Raw genomic sequence first — 22,968 nt, forward strand, 5'->3', positions numbered from 1 at the left:
CAAACCCGGCGGGGCGCGGGGAGGGCGGCGGCGGGAAAGACCGCAGGCCGCCCCTGGTCCTGCTCGTCCCCGCCTGCGTGGCCGCCCTCTTCGCCCTGCTCCCGCTCGGCTACCTCGCCGTCCGCGCGCTCGAACGCGGTCCCGCCTTCGCCTGGGAGGTCGTCGCCGACGAGCGGACGCTCGACCTCCTCGGCCGCAGCCTAGGCCTGACGGCGGTGGTCGTGGCGGCCTGCGTGATCCTGGGGGTCTCGCTGGCCTGGCTGACCGTGCGTACGGCGCTGCCGGGCGCCCGGGTCTGGTCGGTCGCCGCGACGCTGCCGCTGGCCGTGCCCAGTTACGTGGCCGCCTTCGCCTGGCTGTCGGCGGAACCGGACCTCGCCGGGTTCGGCGGGGCCGCGCTCGCCCTGACCCTGGTCAGCTTCCCGTACGTGCTGCTGCCGGTCGCGGCGGCGCTTCGGGGCATCGACCCGGCGCAGGAGGAGGCCGCACGCTCCCTCGGGCACGGCCCACTCCGTACGTTCCTCCGGGTCACCCTCCCGCAGCTGCGCCCGGCGGCGGGGGGCGGGGCGCTGCTCGTCGCGCTGTACGTGCTCTCCGACTTCGGCGCGGTCTCGCTCATGCGGTACGACACCTTCACCCGGGCCATCCACACCTCCTACCGCGCCTCCTTCGACCGCACCCCCGCCGCCGCGCTGAGCGTCGTCCTGGTGGTGATGACGGTGGCCCTGGTCGCCGCCGAAGCCCGTACGCGCGGCCGTGCCGGACACGCCAGGACCGGCGGCGGCACCGCCCGCCCGGCCGCCCCCGTGCCGCTCGGCCGCTGGAAGCCGCTCGCCCTGCTGTGGTGCGGCGCGGTCGTCGCCGTGGCCGTCGCCTTCCCGCTCGGCACCCTCGGCTACTGGCTCACCGTCGGCTCCTCCGCCACCTGGGACCTGGGCGGCCTCACCGAAACCGCCTGGGCCACCCTCGGCGTCGCGGCGGCGGGCGCCGCCCTCACCACGGCCCTCGCCCTGCCCGTCGGGGTGATCGCGGCCCGGCACCGGGGACGCGGGGCCCGGCTCCTGGAACAGGCCGCGTACGCCGGGCACGCCCTCCCCGGCATCACGGTCGCCCTGTCCCTGGTCTTCTTCGCCGTCCGCTACGCCTATCCCCTCTACCAGCGACTCCCGCTGCTGGTCTGCGCGTACGCGGTCCTCTTCCTGCCGGTCGCGGTGGCCGCCACCCGCGCCGCCGTGCTCCAGGCCCCGCCCGTCCTGGAGGACGTGGCCCGCTCGCTCGGCCGTCGCCCCTGGCAGGTGCTCCGTGAGGTCACCGTCCCGCTGGCCGCGCCCGGTGTCACCGCCGGTGCCGCGCTCACCTTCGTCGTCTGCATGAAGGAACTCCCGGCGACGCTGCTCCTGCGCCCCACCGGCATGGACACGCTCGCCACCCGCCTGTGGACCGAGACGGGCGCGGGCTCCTTCGCCGCGGCGGCCCCGTACGCCGCCGCACTCATCCTGTTGGCCGCCGTGCCTTCGTACCTGCTGGGGAGGCACCGGACATGAACAAGCCGCACGCGAAGGACCCGCACGTGAAGGACCCGCATACGAGCGCCCCGCACACGAGTGACCCGCACGCCAACGAGCTGCACGTCGAAGGGCTCACGAAGTCCTACGCGACCGGGACCCCGGTCCTGCGAGGCCTCGAACTCACCGTCCCCGCAGGCGCGTTGGCCGCCGTCCTCGGCCCCTCGGGATGCGGCAAGACGACCCTGCTGAGGATCGTGGCCGGGTTCCTGCGGGCCGACGCGGGCACCGTCCGGCTGGGCGGCCGGCTCCTGAGCGGCCCCGGCGTCCACCTGCCGCCCGAGCGGCGCCGTATCGGGATCGTGCCGCAGGAGGGCGCCCTCTTCCCGCACCTGAGCGTGGCGCGGAACGTGGCCTTCGGGATCGCGGGCCTGCCCCGGGGGGAGCGACGGCACCGTACCGAGGAACTGCTGGAACTGGTCGGCCTCGCCGGATACGGCGACCGGATGCCGCACGAACTCTCCGGCGGCCAGCAGCAGCGCGTGGCCCTCGCCCGAGCCCTGGCACCGCGCCCCCAGCTCGTGCTGCTGGACGAGCCCTTCAACGCCCTGGACAGCGCGCTCAGGGCAGGCGTGCGGGCGGACGTGCGGGCCGCGCTGCGGGCGACGGGCGCCACGGCACTCCTCGTCACCCACGACCAGCAGGAAGCCCTCTCCACCGCCGACCTCGTCGCCGTCGTACGGGACGGCCGGGTCGCCCAGCGCGACACCCCGCAGGATCTGTACCGGCGGCCCGCCGACCCCTGGGTCGCGGGCTTCGTCGGGGACGCGGTGCTGCTCCCCGCCACCGTGAACGGCGACGGCACGGCCCACACCGCGCTCGGCGCCGTCCCGCTCGCCGCCCCGCCGGAGGGAACGCGCACCGGGACCCTTCTGCTCCGCCCGGAGCAGCTCCGGCTGACCGGGACGGCCGCCGAGGGCGCGGCACGGGGCACGGTCACCGACGTCTGCTTCTACGGCCATGACGCCATGGTCACGGTCGTCGTGGACGGGCACGACACCCCCGTCGACGTCCGCGTCGCGGGCCCGCTGCCGGTGCGGGCGGGAGACGAGACCGGCATCCGCGTCCTGGGCGAGGCGACACTGCATCGGCCCGACTGACGTCGTGGGGCCACGGCGTCCCGCATGGGTGTACCTGCCCGTCAGTGACCTGACACACGTCTGTGTCGGTCACGTTTCGACACATGCGGATTACGTTTCAACAAAGCGGGACAGGAAGTCTTGACGTATGACATGACATAGAGCTGTTATGGCGGCCACCGTGTTCGGTCGAGTTGGTTTCTGATTGTTTTCGATCAGTAGTCGGCGAGGGCCATGGAGACCGAACGATCTGCCCCCAGGGAGCCGCACATGCATCTCACACCTTCCGGTCTCTCCATCCCCGGCCCGAGCCGTCGCACCATGCTGCGCGGCATAGGCGGGGCCGCGGCACTCGGCGCGGGAGTCCCCCTGCTCAGCGCCTGCGGCGGCGGTAGCGGCTCGGCCGCCGACCCGAAGACCGTCAGCCTCGGCTCCAACGCGTCCGACGCGGTGCCGAAGAAGGCGTTCGCCGAGATCTACGCGGCCTTCAAGAAGCAGTCCGGGATCACGGTCGACGTGAACACCAAGGACCACAACACGTTCCAGGAGCAGATCAACTCCTACCTGCAGGGCACGCCGGACGACGTGTTCCACTGGTTCGCGGGCTACCGGATGCAGTTCTTCGCGGCCAAGGGGCTGGCCACCGAGATCGACGAGGTGTGGGACAAGATCGGGGGCAACTTCCCCGAGGCGATGAAGGGCCTGAGCAAGGGCGAGGACGGCAAGTACTACTTCGTGCCGCTGTACACGTACCCCTGGGCGCTCTTCTACCGCAAGAGCGTCTTCGCGGAGAAGGGCTACGAGGTTCCCACCACGTGGGACGAGCTGGTCGCCCTGTGCAAGCAGATGGAGAAGGACAAGCTCGTCCCGATCGCCTTCGGCGACAAGGACGCCTGGCCCGCGCTCGGTACCTTCGACCAGATCAACTTCCGCACCAACGGCTACGACTTCCACGTCGAGCTGATGGCGGGCAAGGCCTCCTGGACCGACGCCAAGGTGCGCAAGGTCTTCGACCTGTGGGCCGAGCTGCTGCCGTACCACCAGGAGGGCGCCGTCGGCCGCACCTGGCAGGACGCCGCGCAGACGCTGGTGTCGAAGAAGGCGGGCATGTACCTGCTGGGCACCTTCGTGGGCCAGCAGTTCACCAACCAGGCCGACCTCGACGACCTGGACTTCTTCGCCTTCCCGGAGATCGACCCGGCGTACGGTCAGGACACCGTCGAGGCCCCCACCGACGGCTTCATGATGAGCAAGGCGCCGAAGAACAAGGCGGGCGCGGTCGAGCTGCTGGAGTTCCTCGGCACCCCCGAGGCCGAGCAGATCTACCTCAAGGCCGACCCGAACGTGGTGGCCGCCTCGACCAAGGCCGACACCTCCTCGTACTCGCCGCTGCAGAAGAAGGCGTTCGAGATGATCTCCGGCGCCAAGAGCCTCACCCAGTTCATGGACCGCGACAGCCGCCCGGACTTCACCTCCACGGTGATGCAGCCGGCGCTGCAGAAGTTCGTCCGCGACCCCAAGGGCGTCGACAACCTGCTCTCGTCGATCGAGCGCCAGAAGAAGACGATCTTCGCGTCCTGACGGCCGACGTCCTGACGATCGGCCGGCCGCACACGTGAGCACCCCGCACGCACGAGCAGCCCGCACGCGTGAGCGGCTCGCACGCACGAGCGGCCGGCCGATCGACCGTCCTCACGACTGGATGACCTTCTGACATGACGACCACTCCCACCACGAGCCCGGAGGCGGCCACGCCGCCTCCGGGCTCCGGCCCTGCCGCCGAGACAACCGACAAGAAGGTGCCCCGGGGGCACCGGCGTCTGCTCACCCGCCGTGACCGGCTCACGCTGGGCCTGATGGCGGGTCTGCCGACGATCCTGCACGTCGCCCTCGTCTGGGTCACCGCTCTCGCGTCGATCGCACTGGCCTTCGCCACCTGGGACGGCATCGGCTTCGACTCGATCAAGTGGGTCGGGCTGCAGAACTTCCGTGAACTGTTCACCATCAACCCGCAGTTCTGGCCCGCCGTCCAGCACAACATCATCTGGTTCGCGGCACTCATCCTGATCCCGACCCCGCTCGGCCTGTTCCTGGCCGTGCAGCTGGACAAGCAGATCCGCTTCAGCCGCGTCTACCAGACCGCCTTCTTCCTGCCGGTCGTGGTCTCGATGGCGGTCATCGGCTTCGTCTGGCAGCTCGTCTACAACCCCGACACGGGCCTGATCAACAGCCTCATCGGCGCCAACCAGCCCGGCCACTACATCGACTGGATCGGCGACCCCGACCTCAATCTCTGGGCCATCCTCATCGCCGCCTCCTGGCGCCACGCCGGCTACATGATGATCCTGTACCTGGCCGGCCTCAAGAGCGTCGACCCGTCCCTGCGGGAAGCCTCCGCCCTGGACGGCGCCAACGAATGGCAGACGTTCAAGAGCGTCATCTTCCCCACCCTGCGCCCCACCAACACCGTCGTCCTGGTCGTCACCATCATCGAGGCCCTGCGCGCCTTCGACCTCGTCTTCGTCTTCAACAAGGGCGCCGAGGGCACCGAACTGCTCTCCATCCTCGTCACCAACAACATCATCGGAGAGTCCAGCCGCATCGGATACGGCTCCGCCATCGCCGTCGTCCTCCTGGTCATCTCCCTCGCCGTGATCATCCCGTACCTGATCGCGACCTTCCGGAAGGAGCGGCAAGCGTGAGCACCCTCGCCGACACCACCGCCGCGACCGGCGCTCCCAAGACGCGCACCCCCCTGCGCCCCGCCCGGATCCTCCTGCACCTCTTCCTCGCCGGCGCGGCACTGGCCTGGCTGGCCCCCCTGCTGTGGGCCCTGTACGCCGCCCTGCGCCCCTACGGCGAGACCAGCGACAAGGGCTACGTCTCCTGGCCCGACAAGCTGAACTTCGACAACTTCACGAACGCGTTCACCCAGTCGGACATGACGCACTACTTCGTGAACACGTTGATCGTCGCCGTCCCCGCGGTCCTGCTGACGCTGTTCCTGTCCTCCATGGTCGCCTTCTACGTCAGCCGCTTCGACTTCCGCGTCAACCTCTTCCTCCTGCTGGTCTTCACCGCCGGCAACCTGCTCCCGCAGCAGGTCATCATCACCCCGCTGTACCGCCTGTACCTGCTCATCGACATCCCCGGCATCACGATGAGCGGCAAGCTGTACGACTCCGCGCTCGGCCTGGTCCTCATCCACGTGGCCTTCCAGTCCGGGTTCTGCGCCTTCGTCCTCAGCAACTACATGCGCTCCCTGCCCCACGAGCTGACCGAGGCCGCCCTCGTCGACGGCGCCTCCGTGTGGCGCCTGTACTGGCAGATCGTGCTGCCGCTGTGCAAGCCCGCGATGGCCGCCCTGGCGACCCTGCTCTCCATCTGGATCTACAACGACTTCTTCTGGGCCCTCGTACTGATCTCCACCGGCGAGAACATGCCGATCACCTCGGCCCTGAACAACCTCTCCGGCCAGTACTTCACCGACCCCAACCTGGTCGCCGCCGGCGCCCTGCTCACCGCCATCCCCACCTTGATCGTCTACTTCGCACTCCAGCGACAGTTCGTCAGCGGCCTCACCCTGGGCGCCAACAAGGGCTGATCCACAGGAGCCGACGCCCGCCCGTGCGGGCCGACGCCCCACTCCTGAAAGAGAAGCTTCGTGCACCACCCCTTCACCCACGTGGCCTCCGTGCCCGTGGACACCGGCACCGCGAGGGTCCACGAGGAGGGCCGGCAGTCCCGGAGCGCCGGCGGCGCCTACGCCCTCGACGCGACCCCGTACCGTCCGACCGGCGACAACCGGGTGGAGTCGACGGGCGGCCTGATGGCCTCCAGCGACCGCCTGCTTTCACCGGACCCCTGGGGCGTGACCACAACGCGTCGCCTGCTGAGCGGAGTTGACCGATGAGTCGCGTGTTGTCCGTCCCCGGCATCGCGTACGGCGGTGACTACAACCCCGAGCAGTGGCCCGAGGAGGTCTGGGCCGAGGACGTACGCCTCATGCGCGAGGCCGGCGTCACCATGGTCAGCGTCAACATCTTCGCGTGGGCGCTGCTGGAGCCGCGCGAGGGCGAGTACGACTTCTCCCGCCTGGACCGGATCCTGGCCCTCCTCCACGACAGCGGCATCGCCGCCGACCTGGCCACGCCCACGGCGGCTCCGCCCGCCTGGTTCTTCCGGGCCCACCCGGAGGCCCTGCCGGTCGACAAGGACGGCCGCACCCTCTCGTACGGCAGCCGCCAGACCTTCTGCCCGTCGAGCCCCGCGTACCGCGAGGCGGCCCTGCGGATCGCCCGCGTCCTGGGCGAGCGGTACGCGGACCACCCGGCGGTGGTCATGTGGCACGTCCACAACGAGTACGGCTGCCACAACGCCGAGTGCCACTGCGACACGAGCGCGGCGGCGTTCCGGGACTGGCTGCGGACGAAGTACGACGACGACCTGGCGGCACTGAACCACGCCTGGGGCACGACGTTCTGGAGCCAGTGGTACTACGACTGGGACGAGATCATCCCGCCCCGCCCGACGGGCGCGGTGCCGAACCCGACCCACCAGCTGGACTGGCGCCGCTTCTGCAGCGACGCGTTGCTGTCGCTGTACGAGGCGGAGCGGGAGGTGCTGCGGGAGGCCGCCCCCGGCCTCCCCGCCACCACCAACTTCATGGTGATGCACAACTTCGACAAGCTGGACTACTGGCGCTGGGCCCCGGCGCTGGACATCGTCTCCAACGACCACTACCTCCGGTCCACGGACCCCGAGTCGCAGATCGACATCGCGTTCAGCGGCGACCTGGTCCGCTCCCTCGCGGGCGGCCCGTGGCTGCTGATGGAGCACTCCACGGGCGCGGTGAACTGGCAGCCGGTGAACCGCGCCAAGACGGCGGGCGAGCTGCGCCGCAACGCGCTGGCCCACGTGGCGCGCGGCGCCGACGGCATCGCGTACTTCCAGTGGCGGGCCGCCAAGGCCGGCGCCGAACAGTGGCACTCGGCGATGCTCCCGCACGCGGGCACGGACAGCCAGATCTGGCGGGACGTGGTGCGACTGGGCGCGGATCTCCGGGCGCTGGCGGAGGTGCGCGGCAGCACGGGCACGGCCGAAGCAGCCATCGTCTGGGACTGGAGCGCCTGGTGGGCGGTGGAACTCCCCTCCCAGCCGAGCGGCGAGCTCCGCTTCCAGGACCTCATCCGCGCCTGGTACGAGCCCCTGTGGCGGGCCGGGGTGGCGGTGGACTTCGTACGCCCCGACGCGGACCTCTCCTCCTACAAGCTGGTGTTGGCCCCGAGCCTGTACCTGGTGGACGACGAGGGCAAGGCGAACCTGACGGGCTTCGCTTCGGGCGGCGGCACCCTCGCCGTCGGCTTCCACAGCGGCGCGGTGGACGAGAACTGCCACATCCGGCTCGGCGGTTACCCGGGCGCGTTCCGCGAGGCGCTCGGGGTGCGCACGGACGAGCTGTTCCCGTTGCTGCCGGGGGAGTCGGTGGGCCTGGCCGGCCTGGACGAGAACAGCACGGGGACCCTGTGGTCGGAGCGGGTGGCCCTGGCGGGCGCGGAGGCGGTGGCGTCGTACACCTCCGGCCCGTTGACCGGCGTCCCGGCGGTCACCCGTAACGCCTACGGCTCGGGCACGGCCTGGTACGTGGCCACGCGCCCCGACCCGACGACCCTCGCGTCCCTCCTGGACCGCATCCGTGAGGAGGCGGGCGTGGAGTCGGTCCGCACGACCCCCGAGGGGGTGGAGGCGGTACTGCGCCGGGGCCCGGACGCGGACTACCTCTTCCTGATCAACCATGGGGAGGTGGACGCCGAGGCCGAGGTCTCGGCCGACGCCACCGAGCTGCTGAGCGGCAAGGGGATTGAGGGCGGCTCGGTGAAAGTCGCATCGGGTGACGTGGCGGTCGTTCGGGAACCGCGCTGACCACCTACTGACGATCACGGCGCGCAGGGCCGTGGCTCCGTTGGGGAGCCCGGCCTTGCGCTGTTTTCAGCACGGGGGACCGAATGCAGCGAAGGGCTACCCTCGATTTTGCCCCGATGCGGTGGGTCTTTGACTCGCGCCTGGTCGCTCTGCTCCATTTCGACGATGACTGTAACTCCCGCTCTCTACGGTCGTGTCCGGAGTCACACGAGCCGGGGAGACACGATGGCAGCCACGCGCCACAAGACCAGTTGCCCCGTCGTCACCGTGGCACCGCCCACGCCCGGGGCGCGATGCTCCCCTCGTGCACCGCGCCCCGGCCCCCCGCTTCCCCCCGGAGGGCTCCCCCAGCCCCCGGCTCTCTGCCCCTACGCCGTGGTCGTCACCAGCGGCGGCAGGGCCCCCGTCCTGGCCGCCTGGCTGTACCAGTACGCGCTCGACTTCGGCGTGCGGGTCAGGGTGGCGTAGTCGACGTACACCGCGCCGAACCGCTTCCCGTAGCCGTAGGCCCACTCGAAGTTGTCCATCAGGGACCACAGGTAGTAGCCGCGTACGTCCGCGCCCTCGGCGATCGCGCGGCGGACGGCGCGCAGGTGGCCGTGGAGGTAGGCGATGCGCTCGGGGTCGTGGACCCGGCCGTCCGCGTCCATCTTGTCGTCGTACGCCGCACCGTTCTCGGTCACGTACAGCGGCAGGCCCGGAGCCTCCCGCGCGTACCGCATGATCAGCTCGTGCAGCCCCGTCGGGTCGATGGTCCAGCCCATCTCCGTACGCTCGCCCGGCGTCTGGTGGAAGAGGACGTCGTCCGCGGCCGGCCACGGCGAGTGGTCGCTCGCGCCGTGACCGTCCGCGCGAGGTCCGCCCGCGTCCGCGTCCGCCGCCCCCACCAGCGCCGGCGTGTAGTAGTTCAACCCCAGCGCGTCCAACGGCTGGTTGGCCGCCGCCACGTCACCGTCCTGCACGAACGACCAGTCCGTCAGCGACGACGTGGCGGAGAGCAGGGTCTCCGGGTACACGCCGTGCAGCATCGGGCCGTGGAAGACGCCGTTGGCGAGGTCGTCGATCCTCCGCGCCGCCGCCTGGTCCTCCGGTGAGCTCGTGATCGGCCGTACCACCGAGGAGTTGAGGCTCACCGCGATCGAGTTGCGGGCCGGCATCGCCGAGCGCAGGGCCGAGACGCCCAGCCCGTGCGCCAGGTTCAGGTGGTGGGCCGCGCGCAGCGCCGCCACCGGGTCCGTACGGCCCGGCGCGTGCACCCCGGAGCCGTAGCCCAGGAACGCGGTGCACCACGGCTCGTTCAGAGTGATCCACTGCTCGACGCGGTCGCCCAGCGCCTCGCCCACGATCCGCGCGTACTCGGCGAAGCGGTACGCGGTCTCACGCTCGGGCCAGCCGCCCGCGTCCTCCAGCTCCTGCGGCAGGTCCCAGTGGTAGAGGGTGACGGCCGGCTTGATGCCCTTGTCCAGCAGCTCGTCGACCAGCCGGCGGTAGAAGTCCAGGCCACGCTGGATCGCGGGTCCCCGGCCCGTCGGCTGCACCCGCGACCAGGAGATGGAGAAGCGGTACGAGGTGAGGCCCAGCTCCGCCATCAGCGCCACGTCGTCGCGGTAGCGGTGGTAGTGGTCGACAGCGATGTCACCGGTCTCACCACCGGCGGTCTTGCCCGGGGTATGACTGAAGGTGTCCCAGATGGAGGGCGTCCGGCCGCCCTCCCGCACCGCGCCCTCGATCTGGTACGCGGAGGTAGCCGCGCCCCAGAGGAAGGCGGGAGGAAAGGTCACCGGCGTTGTGGGCTCAGGCATGGAAGCGCTCCCATAGGTGGTCGTCGCAGACCGACGGAGGTGGGTGGGGGAAAGAAGAGCGGGGAGGAAGGGGCCGAGGCTGCGCTGACCCGGCCCCCGGGGAACAAGCGGACGAGGGAGGGCCTCAGCCCTTCACCGCGCCCTGCATGATGCCCCCCACGATCTGCTTGCCGAAGATCGCGAAGACCAGGAGGAGGGGGAGCGTGCTGAGCAGCGCGCCCGCCATGATCAGGGCCTGGTCGGGGGTGTAGCCACGGCCCAGGCCGGCGACCGCGACCTGCACGGTCGGGTTGCCCAGCTGGGTCAGGACGAGGAACGGCCACAGGAAGTCGTTCCAGGTCTGGACGAACATCAGCATGCCGAGGACGGCCATCGCGGGCCGCGCGGTGGGGAACACCACGTGCCAGATCACCCGCCAGCTGCTCGCGCCGTCGACGCGGGCCGCCTCGATGATCTCGTCGGGCAGGGCCTGGAGCAGGTACTGCCGCATGAAGAACACACCGAACGCGTTGACCAGCGAGGGCAGGATCACCGCCTGGAGCTGGTCGGTCCAGTCGAGCTTGGCGACCATCATGTACAGCGGGATCACCTGGAGCTGTGGCGGCACCATCATCGTGCCGATCACGATCAGCATCATGGCGCCCCGGCCCCTGAAGCGCAGCTTGGCGAAGGCGAACCCGGCGATCGTCGACAGGAAGACGATGGTCAGCGACGAAACGCCCGCCACGATCGTCGTGTTGAGGAACGCCTCGCCCAGGTTGGCGTCGGTCCAGGCCACTTCGAGCTTGTCGAGGAGGTTCGCGCCGAACCAGAACGGCGGCGGGGTCTCCGCCAGCCGCGCGTTGTCGCGCGAGGCGGCCACCGCCGTCCAGAACAGCGGGAACAGCGAAACCAGGGTGAACACGATGAGGATGACGTACGCGACGGGCCCGGCGTGGTGCTGCCCGCCCGCGCGCGCCGCCTTCAGCCCGCGCCCGCGCCGCCCGTTCTTCGGCGGCTCCGGGGCCGCGTCGGCCGGGGGTTTGGTGAATGTCGTCGTCACGGCCGGTCTCCTAACTACTGGCGCGCAGCCGGCGCGAGATGACGTAGTTGATGATTCCGACCACGATGAGGATCAGGAACATCGTCCAGGCGATCGCTGAGGCGCGGCCCAGATGCTGGTTCACCCAGCCCTGCTCGTACAGGTACAGGCCGAGCGTCTGGAACTGGTGCTCGGGCCCGCCGGACGCACCCTTGTTGGCGTCGAACAGCAGCGGCTCGGCGAAGAGCTGCGAGGCGCCGATCGTCGACACGACGACGGTGAACAGGATCGTCGGGCGCAGCGACGGCAGCGTCACGTGCAGGAACTGCTTCCAGCGGCTGGCGCCGTCGAGGGCCGCCGACTCGTACAGGTCCTGCGGGATCGCCTGCATCGCGGCGAGGTAGATCAGCGCGTTGTAGCCGGTCCAGCGCCAGATGACGATGGTCGACACGGCGATCTTCGAGAACCACGTGTCGTTCTGCCAGTCGACGGCGTCGAAGCCGACCAGCCCCAGGAACCAGTTGATCATGCCGTAGTCGCGGCCGAAGAGCAGCACGAAGACCAGGGTGGCGGCGGCGATCGACGTGGCGTACGGGGCGAGCATCACGACCCGGTAGAAGGTCGAGGCGCGCAGCTTGTAGTTGAGGATGTGCGCGATCCCCAGCGCCATCAGCAACTGCGGGACGGTCGAGATGATCCCGATGATCAGGGTGTTCTTCGCCGCGTTCCAGTAGAACTCGTCGTCGAAGATCCGCGTGTAGTTGTGCAGCCCCGCCCAGCTCATGTCGGTGGGGGCGGTCAGCTCCACCGAGTGCAGCGAGGCCCAGCCGGTGTAGAGCAGCGGGAACAGGCCGAACGCGACGAACAGCAGGAAGAAGGGGGAGACGAAGGCGTACGGGCTCCAGCGCACGTCCCGCTGCCATCGGCGGGACAGCCGGGCCCGGTGGCGCTTGTCGGCCTCCGACTCCGCGGGCGGGCGGGCCGGGGCCGCGCCCCCCTTGGTGGGGGGCGCGGCGGTGTCGTGCCGTGTGGCCATACCGGTCACTTGTCCAGGGCGTTGTCGATGGTCTTGACGGCGTTCTTCCATGCCTCCGAGGCCGACTTGCCCTGGGTCACGAGGATCACGCCGTTGTCGGTCAGGCCCTGCTGGATGATCTGGTCCTTCGGGCCGATCGTCTGGACCGGGATGTTCGCGGCGGCCTCCGCGAAGATCGTGCCGATCGGCGCGTCACCGGTCATGTCGTTCTTCGCGTCCTTCACCGCGGTCGAGTCGTACGCGGCCGGGGTGCTCGGGAAGCTGCCCTGCACGGCGAAGAGCTTGGCCTGCTGCTCGGGTGCGGTCAGCCAGGCGGCCAGCTTCGCCGCCTCCTCCGCGTTCTTGCCGGACTTCGGCACGGTCAGGAAGGAGCCGCCCCAGTTGCCGGACTTCGGCGCCTGGGCGATGTCCCACTTGCCGGCCGCTTCGGGCTTCGACTTGCCCTTGATGTACCCGAGCATCCACGGCGGGCAGGACATCGCGGCGAACTTGCTGTTGGCGATCGTCGTGTCCCAGGCCGGCTGGAACTGCGTCTGGTTGCCGATCAGCCCGTCCTCGGCGGCCTGTGCCGTGAGGTCGAAGGCGTCCTTGACGGCCGGGTTCGTCTTGTAGATGACCTCGCCGGAGGCGTCGTAGAACCGGTCCTTCTCACCGCTGAGGATCGCCTGCAGCAGACCGCCGGGTGAGTCCAGGAAGGTGGTGCCGTCGGGCGCCTTGTCCTGGTACTGCTTGCCGACGTCGACGAACTTGTCCCAGCTGCCGGCCCACAGCTTGCCGACTTCCTCGCGGTCGGTGGGCAGACCGGCGTCCTCGAAGAGGTCCTTGCGGTAGCAGATGGCCATCGGGCCTATGTCGGTGCCGAGACCGACCGTCTGGCCGTTCGCCGTGGTGGCCTGCTTCCACTTCCAGTCCAGGTAGTCGCCCTCCTTGCCGTACTTCGACAGGTCGAGCAGCTTGTCCGACTGGGTCGCGACGATCTCGGCGATGTTGCCGACCTCGACGCCCTGGATGTCCTGGAGGCCGCTGCCGGTGGTCAGGTGGTTGAGGAGAGCGGGGTAGTAGTTCTCGTTCCGCTCCACGACGGTGTGCTGGACGTCGATGTCCGGGTTCAGCTTCTCGTACTCTTCGTAGAGCCCGGCCTCCTCGAAGCCGAAGGTGCCGAAGAGCCCGAGGGTGATCTTGGTCTTGCCGCCGCCGTCACCGCTCGACGACGTGTCGTCCTCGTCCTTGCCGTCGTCGGCACAGCCGGCCAGCAGCCCGGCGCCCAGCGCGGCGACGGCCGCGATGACCACCGTCTTGCGCGTCCTGCGGGCGATACGGGTGCCCCCGCCCGACCGCGGTCGGGAGTGGGGGAGGGTACGTGCTCGCATTGCGTCCTCCTGATGCCCTGACGTGCCGACCCCCCGGCCAACTGCGTTGTTGGGCCCGTCTTTTCAAGCTTCGGCTCGGGCGGGGAACGTGCGGGATGTGTAAGTGCCAGGTACTGTGGGAGCGCTCCCACAAGTGATGTGTTGAAGAGTCGTCGCTTCGTGCGGGGGTGTCAAGGGAACGAGCGCGGAGAGATGTCTTCGGTTATCGGGCTGTTAACTAACCCGGGGCCGCGGCCCGAGTATGTCCGAAAGTGGTCGGGCACGGCGCGGGTGGGGTGCCGATGGGGCTTCGGCGGCCGACGGGATCGGGCGGTGGGGCCGGGGGGCCGGGCGGGTGCCGGATCCGGATGACCACTTCCCGGGCGTCGTACGAGGATCAGGACTGTTAGATTCCACGCCAGCGCGGTGTGAACGGGAGGCGACCATGGTGGCAGGCCACGGGGCACGGGGCCGGAGCGGTGGGCGGCCGACGCTGGAAGAGGTCGCCGCACGGGCCGGCGTCGGCCGCGGCACGGTGTCCCGGGTGATCAACGGCTCGCCCCGGGTCAGCGACGCGACCCGGGCGGCGGTCGAGGCGGCCGTCGCGGAACTCGGTTATGTCCCGAACACGGCGGCCCGCGCCCTCGCGGCGAACCGCACCGATGCGATCGCGATGGTCGTCCCCGAGCCGGAGACACGTTTCTTCGCCGAGCCGTACTTCTCCGACATCCTCAAGGGTGTGGGCGCCCAGCTGTCCGACACGGAGATGCAGCTCCTGCTCATCTTCGCGGGCGGCGACCGGGAGCGCCGGCGGCTGGCCCAGTACCTGGCGGCGCACCGGGTGGACGGCGTTCTGCTGGTGTCGGTCCACGCGGACGACCCCCTGCCCGATTTGCTGTCACAACTGGAGATCCCGGCCGTGATCAGCGGCCCCCGCTCGGCACACGAGACGCTCCCGTCCGTCGACTCGGACAACTACGGCGGTGGCCGCTCGGCGGTGCAACACCTCATCGAGCGGGGCCGCACCCGCGTAGCCACGATCACCGGCCGCCTGGACGTCTACGGCGCCCAGCGCCGTATCGAGGGCTACCGCGAGGCACTGGAGGACGCCGGCCGCGAGGTCGACGAGCGCCTGATCGTCCCCGGTGACTTCACGGAGGAGGGCGGCCGGCGGGCCATGGCGGAGCTGCTGTCCCGCTGCCCCGATCTCGACGCGGTCTTCGCCGAGTCCGACGTCATGGCCGCCGGCGCCCGCCAGGTCCTGCGCGAGGCGGGCCGCCGCATACCCGACGACGTGGCGCTGGTCGGCTACGACGACTCGGCGATCGCCCGCCACATGGATCCCCCGATGACGAGCGTCCGCCAGCCCATCGAGGAGATGGGCCGCGCCATGATCGACCTCCTCCTCGACGAGATCGCCGACCGCCGTCCGGCGGTGTCACGAGGGCTGGAGCGGCGCCAGGTGGTGCTGCCCACGGAGCTGGTGGAGCGGGACTCTTCCTGAGTTCGGGCGGGGCTGGGCCTGCGGGACGCCGATCGGCCGGCGTCCCGCAGGCGGGCGGCCCGGCAAGCGTGTCGGTGCCGTGCGCGGGTGGACGGATCGGTACCCCGACCGCTGCCGACGGTTTCCGGCATGGGGTGTTTCCCGGTGGGTGCGTGCGGTGGATGGCTGCTCGGCTCGTTCGCCGAGGCCGTGCGTCCCGTCCTTCACGACGGTCGTCGCCGGGGCCGACCACCGGAAGGGGGTGGTCTCCACCTCACCAGGGGGCAGGCGTAGGGCGACGCCACCGTGTGCCCCTCTGTGACCTCCGGCACAACACCGGAAGCAACCCCTCCAACGGCGATCGGCCCCGGTCCGCTGTCGCGGGCCGGGGCCGATGCATCAGGGTGAGTGACGGGACTCGAACCCGCGGCATCCTGGACCACAACCAGGTGCTCTACCAGCTGAGCTACACCCACCATGACCGGCGGTTCACCCGAAGGTCTCCCTGACCGGCCGAGAAAAAGTGTACAGGGTCCGAAGGGGTGCCCGCGCACGCCTTTCGGTGAGGGCGTTCGGCGCCCGGAGGCGGGGCTACCGCCCGGGCAGGACGTGCTTCGCGGCGATCGTGCGGGCCGTGTCCGAGTCGGGACCGGGGTGCGGGACGAAGATCGCCTCGCGGTAGTAGCGGAGCTCGGCGATGGATTCGCGGATGTCCGCCAGGGCCCGGTGGTTGCCGTTCTTCTCGGGGCTGTTGAAGTACGCCCTCGGGTACCAGCGGCGGGCCAGTTCCTTGATGGAGGACACATCCACGATGCGGTAGTGGAGGTAGTCCTCAAGCGTCGCCATGTCCCGCAGCAGGAACCCGCGGTCCGTGCCCACCGAGTTGCCGCACAGGGGCGCCCTGCCCGGCTCCTTGACGTGCTCGCGTACGTACGCCAGGACCTGCGCCTCCGCGTCGGCGAGCGTCGTGCCGCCGGGCAGCGCGTCGAGCAGGCCGGACGCGGTGTGCATCTGCCGCACCACCTCCGGCATGGTCTCCAGTGCCGAGTCCGGCGGGCGGATGACGATGTCGACACCCTCCCCGAGCACGTTCAGCTCGGAGTCGGTGACGAGGGCGGCCACCTCGATGAGCGCGTCGTCGGACAGCGAGAGGCCGGTCATCTCGCAGTCGATCCACACCATGCGATCGTTCATGTGTCTCACCTTACGGCCCGTGACAGCCGTACGGTCCGGTCCTGCACCAAGGGTGATCGGTGCGGGACCGGACCGTCACAGGCCGATGAGGGCTAGGGCGCGCTGCGCTGGCCCGGCAGGCGGCCGGTGGCGTACAGCTCCGGCTTGGCGCCCTCCGCGGAGAGGGACGCCGACGGCGCCAGGGGGCGCTCGCCGAGGCCGTACGCCGGGCCTGGAGCGGCACCGGGGCGTGCTCCGGCGGCACCGGGGGCGGCCCCGGCACACCGTGCGGGCCGTCGTGGTGGTCGCCGGGCTTCTCGCCCTGCGGACGCCGGGCCCGGTACGCCGCCCGGTACGCCGCCGGCGACGAGCCCAACTGCCGCCGGAAGTGCCCGCGCAGCGCCACCGGCGAACGGAAGCCGCAACGCCCCGCGACCTCGTCCACCGAGTAGTCCGACGTCTCCAGCAGGCGCTGCGCCTGGAGTACGCGCTGGGTGATCAGCCACTGGAGCGGGGCGCTGCCCGTCAGCGACCGGAACCGGCGGTCGAACGTACGACGGCTCATGTACGCACGTGCCGCGAGCGTCTCCACGTCGAACTGCTCGTGGAGGTGTTCCAGAGCCCAGGCGACGACCTCGGCGAGCGGGTCGGCGCCGATCTCCTCGGGTAAAGACCGATCGAGGTAGCGCTCCTGGCCGCCCGATCGACGTGGTGGGACCACCAGGCGCCGGGCCAGCGCGCCGGCCGCCTCGTTCCCGTGATCGGTCCGCACGATGTGCAGACACAGATCGATTCCGGCCGCGGTGCCGGCCGATGTCAGTACGTCACCGTCGTCCACGAAGAGCTCGCGTGGATCGACGTGGACGGACGGATAGCGTTTGGCCAGCGTCGGCGCGTACATCCAGTGCGTGGTCGCGGGCCTGCCGTCCAACAGGCCGGCGGCGGCCAGCACGAAGGCGCCGGTGCACAGCCCGACGATACGGGCGCCCTCCTCGTGCGCTCGGCGCAGTGCGTCGAGCGCCTCCTCCGGTGGTGGTGAGGTGATCGAACGCCATGCGGGCACGACCACCGTGCCCGCCCGCGAGATCGCCTCAAGGCCGTTCGGTGCCGTGAGTTCCAAGCCCCCCGTGGTCCGCAGCGGACCTTCCTCGCCCGCGCACACCAGAAGGCGGTAGCGCGGTACGCCGGCGTCCTGGCGGTCGATCCCGAACACCGAAAGTGGTATGGAACTCTCGAAGATGGGGCCGCCGCTGAACAGCAGCACCGCGACGATCTCCTTGCGGCGTCGCCCGGACAGCTTCCGGGCCGCGGCTTCCGGCGCGGCGGTGGAGTCGTGGCTCATCCTGCTAAGCCCCCCTCGGTGGTCGCGGCTCCTCGGTTGTGTCGCTCCTGCACGTTTCCCCTCGGTCCTGCACGAGTCCCCCGCGTAAGACAGTCATGATCGAATCTACTGTGTCCCGTGGTGCCGGCGTGACCAGTTGGCCATCCGGCACATTGTCGACATGGCAACTTGGCGTAAAGCATTCGATCACGAAGCGTTGCACTCGTGGGCCGTACAGGGAAGTGCGCCTCGTCCCCGTGGCCGGTCCACATAGGGTGCGCACGGCCCCTGGGCCCCTTTCGGTGCAGGTCGAACGGGGGGTGGAGGGGCGTTCGGCCAAGGGAGGTGCAGGGCAACGAAGTTGGCTGAAAAGATACGGAGGTGTGCGCGGAAACCGGTCAGTCGACCGGCGTACTCGGGCCGTAGTGCCGTCCGCCCCTGTGCGCCCCGGCGCCCGGGCGTCCGTGCCGGCCGCGCTGGGGGATGCGATCTTCGGCCATCGAACGGGCGGTGCGGGCCGCTCCGCGTTCGGACTGGCGCAGCAGGACGCGGCAGACGCCGGTGACCGCGGCGAGGCCCAGCGCCGCGCCTGTCGCGCCGGCCAGGGAGGTGCCGTACCAGACGAGGACCACCGGGACGAGAACACAACTGAACGCCGCCCAGCGGACCACGTCCGTGGCGGTGTCGGTGGGGTGGGAATGCCGAGGGCTCTGCGGGTTGTGCGGGGTCTCGTGCAGGTCGTGCAGGCCGGGGGGCGCGCCGGATGCGGGGGTGGCGCCGGATGCGAAGGCGGACCGGGGCGCGGCGCGGTGTGCGGACACTTCCGGCTCCCTCCTTGCTCCCTCAAGTGCGGCTTACCGGGGTTCAACGCGTGTTCGACCGGTCGGTCACTGGTTCCGCCGGATCGGGTTTGTCGGCCCTCACGATGGCTCGCAGTCGTCCGGCAGCGCGCACTTCGAGCCATGAGCGCCCCCGGTACGGCGCGGCCCCTCGGTTCCCCGTGTGAACCGGCTGTACGTGGCAGCAACCATTGCGTTACGGGCCGGGGGTCGTGCATGCTCCCTGGAACTCCGCGCAGCCGGTGCGGAATCTGGGCGGAGGAGGCGTGCGGCCGTACCCTTGGGGGTATGGGGTCGGGAAGATGATTCCCGGACACGGCTCCGCCGCACGCTGACGTCCCCCTCCATACGTCCCACACGAGGATCCGAACGCCGAGACACCCATGGCCGCTCACGAATTCTCCGACTCCGCGGACCGCAAGCGCCGGCCCGTCGCCGACCCCGCCGCGACCGACCCCCTGGCGGCGGAGGAACCGCGCCCCGGCTGCGATCCCGCCTTCAAGCACGGCGTCGTCGTCGGTTTCGACGGTTCGACCTCCAGCGAGCGCGCCCTCGCCTACGCCATCGGCATGGCCGGCCGCTCCGGCTCGGGCCTGATCATCGTGCATGTCGCCAACCGGCTGCCCACGACCGTGTGGGCCGGTTGTGAGCCGCCCGTCTTCGTCGACGTCCCGGACCACCGGACCGAGGTCCTCGGACTTGAGCTCGCCTGCGCCGACTATCTCGCCGAGGTGCCGTGGATCCTCGTCGAGCGCGGCGGTGACATCTGCCACGAACTCGAAGAGGTGGGGCGGGAGTACGAGGCCGACGCGATCGTCGTCGGGTCCACGCACGGGATCGTCGGGCGGATCTTCGGGTCGGTCGCCGGACGGCTCGCCAAGCGGGCGCAGCGGCCCGTGATCGTCATTCCCTGAACCACGTCGTCCCCCGAGTCGCCGCATGTCCTCAGCCGTCGTGTCCTGTCGGCGTGCCGTCCCTGCTTCCCGCACGAATCCACTGACGCGTCGACGTGTTCGTGTGCTGGTGAAGGGCATGACCCGACCACCGGTGAAACGACCGCGGGCGCCGGGGTGCCGGGCGGCCCCGGCGTACCGGACGGGGCCCCGTGACGGATGGCGTCACGGGGCCCCGTCTGTCGTCGACCGGGCTGAGCGGCCGGCTTACTCGACCGTCACCGACTTCGCCAGGTTGCGCGGCTTGTCGATGTCGCGGCCCAGGGCCAAGGCCGTGTGGTAGGCGAGGAGTTGGAGCGGGATGCCCATCAGGATCGGGTCCAGCTCGTCCTCGTTCTTCGGGACGACGACGGTCTGGTCGGCCTTCTCCTGCTCGCGGTGGGCCACGGCGAGGATCTTGCCGCTGCGGGCCTTGATCTCCTCCAGGGCGGCGCGGTTCTTCTCCAGGAGGTCGTCGTCGGGGACGATGGCGACCGTGGGGAGGGCGGGCTCGATGAGGGCCAGGGGGCCGTGCTTGAGCTCGGAGGCGGGGTAGGCCTCGGCGTGGATGTAGGAGACCTCCTTGAGCTTCAGGGAAGCCTCGCGGGCCACCGGGTAGCCCCGGACGCGACCGATGAAGAGCATCGAGCGGGCCTCGGCGTACTGCTCGGCCAGCTTCTTGATCTCGTCCTCCTGCTCCAGCATCTCGGCGATCTGCGCGGGCAGCCTGCGCAGGCCCTCGATGATCCGCTTGCCGTCGCGGACGGAGAGGTCACGGGTGCGGCCCAGGTGCAGGGCGAGGAGCGCGAAGGCCACCGTCGTGTTGGTGAAGCACTTGGTGGAGACCACGCAGACCTCGGGGCCCGCGTGGACGTAGATGCCGCCGTCCGCCTCGCGGGCGATCGCCGAGCCGACCACGTTCACCACGCCCAGCACCCGGGCGCCCTTGCGCTTCAGCTCCTGGACGGCCGCCAGCACGTCGTAGGTCTCGCCGGACTGGGAGACGGCGATGTAGAGGGTGTCGGGGTCGACGACCGCGTTGCGGTAGCGGAACTCCGAGGCCGGCTCGGCGTCCGCGGGGATGCGGGCCAGCTCCTCGATCATCTGGGCGCCGATCATGCCCGCGTGGTACGAGGTGCCGCAGCCGAGGATCTTCACGCGGCGGATCTGGCGTGCCTCGCGGGCGTCCAGGTTGAGGCCGCCGAGGTGCACGGTGGAGAAACGGTCGTCGATGCGCCCGCGCAGCACACGGTCCACGGCGTCGGCCTGCTCGTGGATCTCCTTGTGCATGTACGTGTCGTGGCCGCCCATGTCGTAAGAGGCCGCCTCCCACTCCACGGTGGTGGGCTCCGCCGTGGTGCGGGTGCCCTCCGTGGTGTAGGTGCGGAAGTCGTCGGCCTTGAGGGTGGCCATCTCGCCGTCGTCGAGGGTGACGATCTGGCGGGTGTGGGCGACCAGGGCGGCGATGTCCGAGGCGACGAACATCTCCTTCTCGCCGACGCCGAGGACGACCGGGGAGCCGTTGCGGGCGACCACGATGCGGTCGTTGAAGTCGGCGTGCATCACTGCGATGCCGTACGTGCCCTCGACGATGCGCAGCGCCTGGCGGACCTTCTCCTCCAGGGTCTCGGCCTGGGAGCGGGCGATGAGGTGGGTCAGGACCTCGGTGTCCGTCTCGGAGAGGAACTCGACGCCGTCCGCTTCGAGCTTCCTCCGCAGGTCGGCGGCGTTGTCGATGATGCCGTTGTGGACGACGGCGACCGTGTTGTCGGCCGACATGTGCGGGTGCGCGTTGACGTCGGACGGGGCGCCGTGGGTGGCCCAGCGGGTGTGGGCGATGCCGGTGGTGCCCTTGAAGCGGGCGGGGACCTTCGCCTCCAGGTCGCGGACCCGGCCCTTGGCCTTGACCATCTTCAGGCCGGCCGCCTTGGGCGAGGTGACGACTATGCCCGCCGAGTCGTAGCCCCGGTACTCCAGGCGCTGCAGGCCCTCAAGGAGCAGCGGCGCCACGTCGCGCTTGCCGATGTAGCCGACAATTCCGCACATATATACGTATCCCCTAGCCGTAAACGATGCGGCGCAGCTGCCTGAGCGTGAGCTCCGGCGGTGCGACCGTCCGGTATTTCAGGTCCGCCTCGATCCGTTCGAAGATCGCCGAGTTGACCAGGCCCTGGGCCTGGAGCTCGCGGTGGCGGCGACGGACGTAGTCCTCCGTCGTCTCGTCGAAGTAGGCGAGCACGTCCTGGATCACACGCAGTGCCTCGCCCCGGCTGAGGGGCGAGGATCGCGTCAGGTGATCAACGAGTTCGTCGTGCACCCGGTAGATCCTGGGGGACGGGCGGCGGTTTCGCAAGAATCCTGCCCGATATCGGGCAGGGTTCCGTTACCGGTCTTTGGGTGAACATGGAATGTGTTATGCGTCCCTGTGCGCGAGCCGCCCATCCGGCGTCTCGCGTCCCGTCGTCCGAGGAGGCTCGCGTCACAGGCGTTTGAGGACCGCCTGCTTGGCCAGGGTGAACTCCTCGTCGGTGAGCACGCCGGACCTGTGGAGGTCGCCCAGCTCGCGCAGTCGCCGCAGCAGGGCGTCGTGGTCCTCCTCGGCGGTCTGCCGGTCCGGCGGGGTCGGGGCCGGTCGCTTCGGGGCCGGGGCGGCCGGATGCGGGAGCCGGGCCTGGACGGCCGCCGCGACCAGTGCCATCAACGGGTCCTTCTTGAAGCCCCACAGCTCGACGGCGTTCGGGTCGTACTTGGGCGGCGCCTTGGTCGGCGCGTTCCGCACGGTGAAGCGGAGGTGGCCGTTCTCCAGGCCGACGGAGGGGTGCCATTCCACGGCCGCGATGTCCGGCAGCGCCAGCGTCCGCGCACCGGCCGCCGCCTTGGCGTCCTCCGTCTTCCAGTTCCACTCCAGGCGTACGTGGCCGCCGTCGAAGCTCGCGGTGCCGTCCCCGGCGGAGACGGAGAGCGGGACGGCGGGGCCGGGCAGGAGGTAGGAGTCGACGGCGTCGGTGGGCACCTGGTCCAGAAGCAGCGCGTGCCGGATCTCGTCCGTGAAGTACTCGGCGACGCCGTACCGGTCCGACTCGACGCTCAGCTGGTAGGGGTCGTCGAAGTCACCGAGCCGGCCGCCGGTCGCCTGGAGGAGCGGGTCGCAGCCGTCACGCAGCCTGAGGCGCAGCCGCCCCGACTTCTTGCCCTGCTCGAAGGAGATGCCCGCCAACGCGCCCAGCGGCACGGAGAGTTCGCCGAGGGTCTTGCGGAGCAGGCTCACGTTCTTGTCGCGGCCCGGGGTCAGCCGCAGTCTGTCGCCGTCGAAGGTCCACGTGCCGTCCCGCTGGAGGATTTCCGCCATGACAGGGATTCTTCCACCGGCTGGCGGCGTGATGGTCTGGACCTGAATGTTCGGTGACGGGGACGCCCGCAGGTCCCGGCTCGCGGTGCGGGGCCCC

At 70.4% G+C, this 22,968-nt stretch carries 18 protein-coding genes, 1 tRNA gene and 1 pseudogene; 9 read left to right on the plus strand and 11 right to left on the minus strand.

Annotated features, from left to right (window positions below; all coding sequences use genetic code 11):
* The first annotated feature begins 53 nt into the window (after nt 1–53).
* The 7 genes from WBG99_RS22835 (at nt 54) to WBG99_RS22865 (ending at nt 8,566) form a co-directional block, all read left to right on the plus strand.
* Nucleotides 54–1,544 carry an iron ABC transporter permease gene (locus tag WBG99_RS22835; RefSeq protein WP_338900445.1) on the plus strand — a complete coding sequence of 497 codons (1,491 nt, stop codon included), beginning with the start codon at nt 54–56 and terminating at the stop codon, nt 1,542–1,544.
* Nucleotides 1,541–2,665, plus strand: a complete 1,125-nt coding sequence (locus WBG99_RS22840) for an ABC transporter ATP-binding protein (RefSeq protein WP_338898099.1) — start codon at nt 1,541–1,543, stop codon at nt 2,663–2,665. The genes WBG99_RS22835 and WBG99_RS22840 overlap by 4 nt, the downstream gene beginning before the upstream one ends.
* 249 nt (nt 2,666–2,914) lie before the next feature.
* Nucleotides 2,915–4,225 (plus strand): ABC transporter substrate-binding protein, encoded by a 1,311-nt coding sequence (locus WBG99_RS22845; RefSeq protein ID WP_338898100.1) that lies wholly within the window; start codon nt 2,915–2,917, stop codon nt 4,223–4,225.
* Between the two features lie 134 nt (nt 4,226–4,359).
* Complete coding sequence (locus WBG99_RS22850) at nt 4,360–5,346, plus strand: sugar ABC transporter permease (protein WP_338898101.1); 987 nt, start codon at nt 4,360–4,362, stop codon at nt 5,344–5,346.
* Nucleotides 5,343–6,248, plus strand: a complete 906-nt coding sequence (locus tag WBG99_RS22855; protein ID WP_338898102.1) for a carbohydrate ABC transporter permease — start codon at nt 5,343–5,345, stop codon at nt 6,246–6,248. Before WBG99_RS22850 ends, WBG99_RS22855 begins: the two co-directional genes overlap by 4 nt.
* A 60-nt stretch (nt 6,249–6,308) precedes the next feature.
* The gene (locus tag WBG99_RS22860; protein ID WP_338898103.1) at nt 6,309–6,557 is read left to right on the plus strand and encodes a hypothetical protein; all 249 of its coding nucleotides are present in this window, start codon (nt 6,309–6,311) and stop codon (nt 6,555–6,557) included.
* The gene (locus WBG99_RS22865) at nt 6,554–8,566 is read left to right on the plus strand and encodes a beta-galactosidase (RefSeq protein ID WP_338898104.1); all 2,013 of its coding nucleotides are present in this window, start codon (nt 6,554–6,556) and stop codon (nt 8,564–8,566) included. Before WBG99_RS22860 ends, WBG99_RS22865 begins: the two co-directional genes overlap by 4 nt.
* Nucleotides 8,567–8,934: 368 nt before the next feature.
* Here WBG99_RS22865 and WBG99_RS22870 read toward each other — a convergent pair whose 3' ends face one another.
* The 4 genes from WBG99_RS22870 to WBG99_RS22885 all read right to left on the minus strand — a co-directional run bounded on the left by WBG99_RS22870 (nt 8,935) and on the right by WBG99_RS22885 (nt 13,795).
* The gene (locus WBG99_RS22870; RefSeq protein WP_338898105.1) at nt 8,935–10,368 is read right to left on the minus strand and encodes a GH1 family beta-glucosidase; all 1,434 of its coding nucleotides are present in this window, start codon (nt 10,366–10,368) and stop codon (nt 8,935–8,937) included.
* Between the two features lie 124 nt (nt 10,369–10,492).
* Nucleotides 10,493–11,410: a carbohydrate ABC transporter permease gene (locus WBG99_RS22875; protein ID WP_338898106.1), complete on the minus strand. Its 918-nt coding sequence runs from the start codon at nt 11,408–11,410 to the stop codon at nt 10,493–10,495.
* Between the two features lie 10 nt (nt 11,411–11,420).
* A complete protein-coding gene (locus WBG99_RS22880; RefSeq protein WP_338898107.1) occupies nt 11,421–12,425 on the minus strand; it encodes a sugar ABC transporter permease in 1,005 nt (334 codons plus the stop codon).
* Between the two features lie 5 nt (nt 12,426–12,430).
* Nucleotides 12,431–13,795 carry an extracellular solute-binding protein gene (locus WBG99_RS22885; RefSeq protein ID WP_338898108.1) on the minus strand — a complete coding sequence of 455 codons (1,365 nt, stop codon included), beginning with the start codon at nt 13,793–13,795 and terminating at the stop codon, nt 12,431–12,433.
* 427 nt (nt 13,796–14,222) lie between these two features.
* Here WBG99_RS22885 and WBG99_RS22890 point away from each other — a divergent pair, with 427 nt between their 5' ends.
* Entirely contained in the window at nt 14,223–15,278 is a 1,056-nt protein-coding gene (locus WBG99_RS22890) for a LacI family DNA-binding transcriptional regulator (protein WP_338900446.1), read from the plus strand.
* 382 nt (nt 15,279–15,660) lie between these two features.
* Here WBG99_RS22890 and WBG99_RS22895 read toward each other — a convergent pair.
* From WBG99_RS22895 to WBG99_RS22910, 4 genes and pseudogenes are all read right to left on the minus strand, one after another.
* A tRNA-His gene (locus WBG99_RS22895) sits at nt 15,661–15,733 on the minus strand.
* A 115-nt stretch (nt 15,734–15,848) separates the two neighbouring features.
* Nucleotides 15,849–16,451 carry an oligoribonuclease gene (gene orn, locus WBG99_RS22900; RefSeq protein ID WP_338898109.1) on the minus strand — a complete coding sequence of 201 codons (603 nt, stop codon included), beginning with the start codon at nt 16,449–16,451 and terminating at the stop codon, nt 15,849–15,851.
* Nucleotides 16,452–16,543: 92 nt separating this feature from the next.
* Nucleotides 16,544–17,772, minus strand: a pseudogene (locus WBG99_RS22905) (helix-turn-helix domain-containing protein).
* A gap of 377 nt (nt 17,773–18,149) precedes the next feature.
* Nucleotides 18,150–18,488 carry a hypothetical protein gene (locus WBG99_RS22910; protein ID WP_338900447.1) on the minus strand — a complete coding sequence of 113 codons (339 nt, stop codon included), beginning with the start codon at nt 18,486–18,488 and terminating at the stop codon, nt 18,150–18,152.
* Nucleotides 18,489–18,973: 485 nt separating this feature from the next.
* On the opposite strand from WBG99_RS22910, the gene WBG99_RS22915 reads away from it, so the two are divergent.
* Entirely contained in the window at nt 18,974–19,504 is a 531-nt protein-coding gene (locus tag WBG99_RS22915; protein WP_338898110.1) for a universal stress protein, read from the plus strand.
* A gap of 246 nt (nt 19,505–19,750) precedes the next feature.
* On the opposite strand, the gene glmS is transcribed toward WBG99_RS22915, so the two are convergent.
* The 3 genes from glmS to WBG99_RS22930 all read right to left on the minus strand — a co-directional run bounded on the left by glmS (nt 19,751) and on the right by WBG99_RS22930 (nt 22,871).
* Entirely contained in the window at nt 19,751–21,568 is a 1,818-nt protein-coding gene (gene glmS, locus WBG99_RS22920) for a glutamine--fructose-6-phosphate transaminase (isomerizing) (protein WP_338898111.1), read from the minus strand.
* Nucleotides 21,569–21,581: 13 nt separating this feature from the next.
* Nucleotides 21,582–21,839: a hypothetical protein gene (locus WBG99_RS22925; protein WP_338898112.1), complete on the minus strand. Its 258-nt coding sequence runs from the start codon at nt 21,837–21,839 to the stop codon at nt 21,582–21,584.
* A gap of 162 nt (nt 21,840–22,001) precedes the next feature.
* Complete coding sequence (locus WBG99_RS22930) at nt 22,002–22,871, minus strand: DUF4429 domain-containing protein (protein ID WP_338898113.1); 870 nt, start codon at nt 22,869–22,871, stop codon at nt 22,002–22,004.
* Nucleotides 22,872–22,968: the final 97 nt, after the last annotated feature.

This window comes from Streptomyces sp. TG1A-60 (genome assembly GCF_037201975.1).
Lineage (GTDB): Bacteria > Actinomycetota > Actinomycetes > Streptomycetales > Streptomycetaceae > Streptomyces.

Excerpts from the sequence above, each read along its gene's own strand:
- WBG99_RS22930 (WP_338898113.1), bottom strand. The coding sequence starts at position 22,871 with ATGGCGGAAATCCTCCAGCGGGACGGCACGTGGACCTTCGACGGCGAC.
- WBG99_RS22885 (WP_338898108.1), bottom strand. The coding sequence starts at position 13,795 with ATGCGAGCACGTACCCTCCCCCACTCCCGACCGCGGTCGGGCGGGGGC.
- WBG99_RS22865 (WP_338898104.1), top strand. The coding sequence starts at position 6,554 with ATGAGTCGCGTGTTGTCCGTCCCCGGCATCGCGTACGGCGGTGACTAC.
- WBG99_RS22880 (WP_338898107.1), bottom strand. The coding sequence starts at position 12,425 with ATGGCCACACGGCACGACACCGCCGCGCCCCCCACCAAGGGGGGCGCG.
- WBG99_RS22850 (WP_338898101.1), top strand. The coding sequence starts at position 4,360 with ATGACGACCACTCCCACCACGAGCCCGGAGGCGGCCACGCCGCCTCCG.
- WBG99_RS22870 (WP_338898105.1), bottom strand. The coding sequence starts at position 10,368 with ATGCCTGAGCCCACAACGCCGGTGACCTTTCCTCCCGCCTTCCTCTGG.
- glmS (WP_338898111.1), bottom strand. The coding sequence starts at position 21,568 with ATGTGCGGAATTGTCGGCTACATCGGCAAGCGCGACGTGGCGCCGCTG.
- WBG99_RS22915 (WP_338898110.1), top strand. The coding sequence starts at position 18,974 with ATGGCCGCTCACGAATTCTCCGACTCCGCGGACCGCAAGCGCCGGCCC.
- orn (WP_338898109.1), bottom strand. The coding sequence starts at position 16,451 with ATGAACGATCGCATGGTGTGGATCGACTGCGAGATGACCGGCCTCTCG.
- WBG99_RS22840 (WP_338898099.1), top strand. The coding sequence starts at position 1,541 with ATGAACAAGCCGCACGCGAAGGACCCGCACGTGAAGGACCCGCATACG.
- WBG99_RS22845 (WP_338898100.1), top strand. The coding sequence starts at position 2,915 with ATGCATCTCACACCTTCCGGTCTCTCCATCCCCGGCCCGAGCCGTCGC.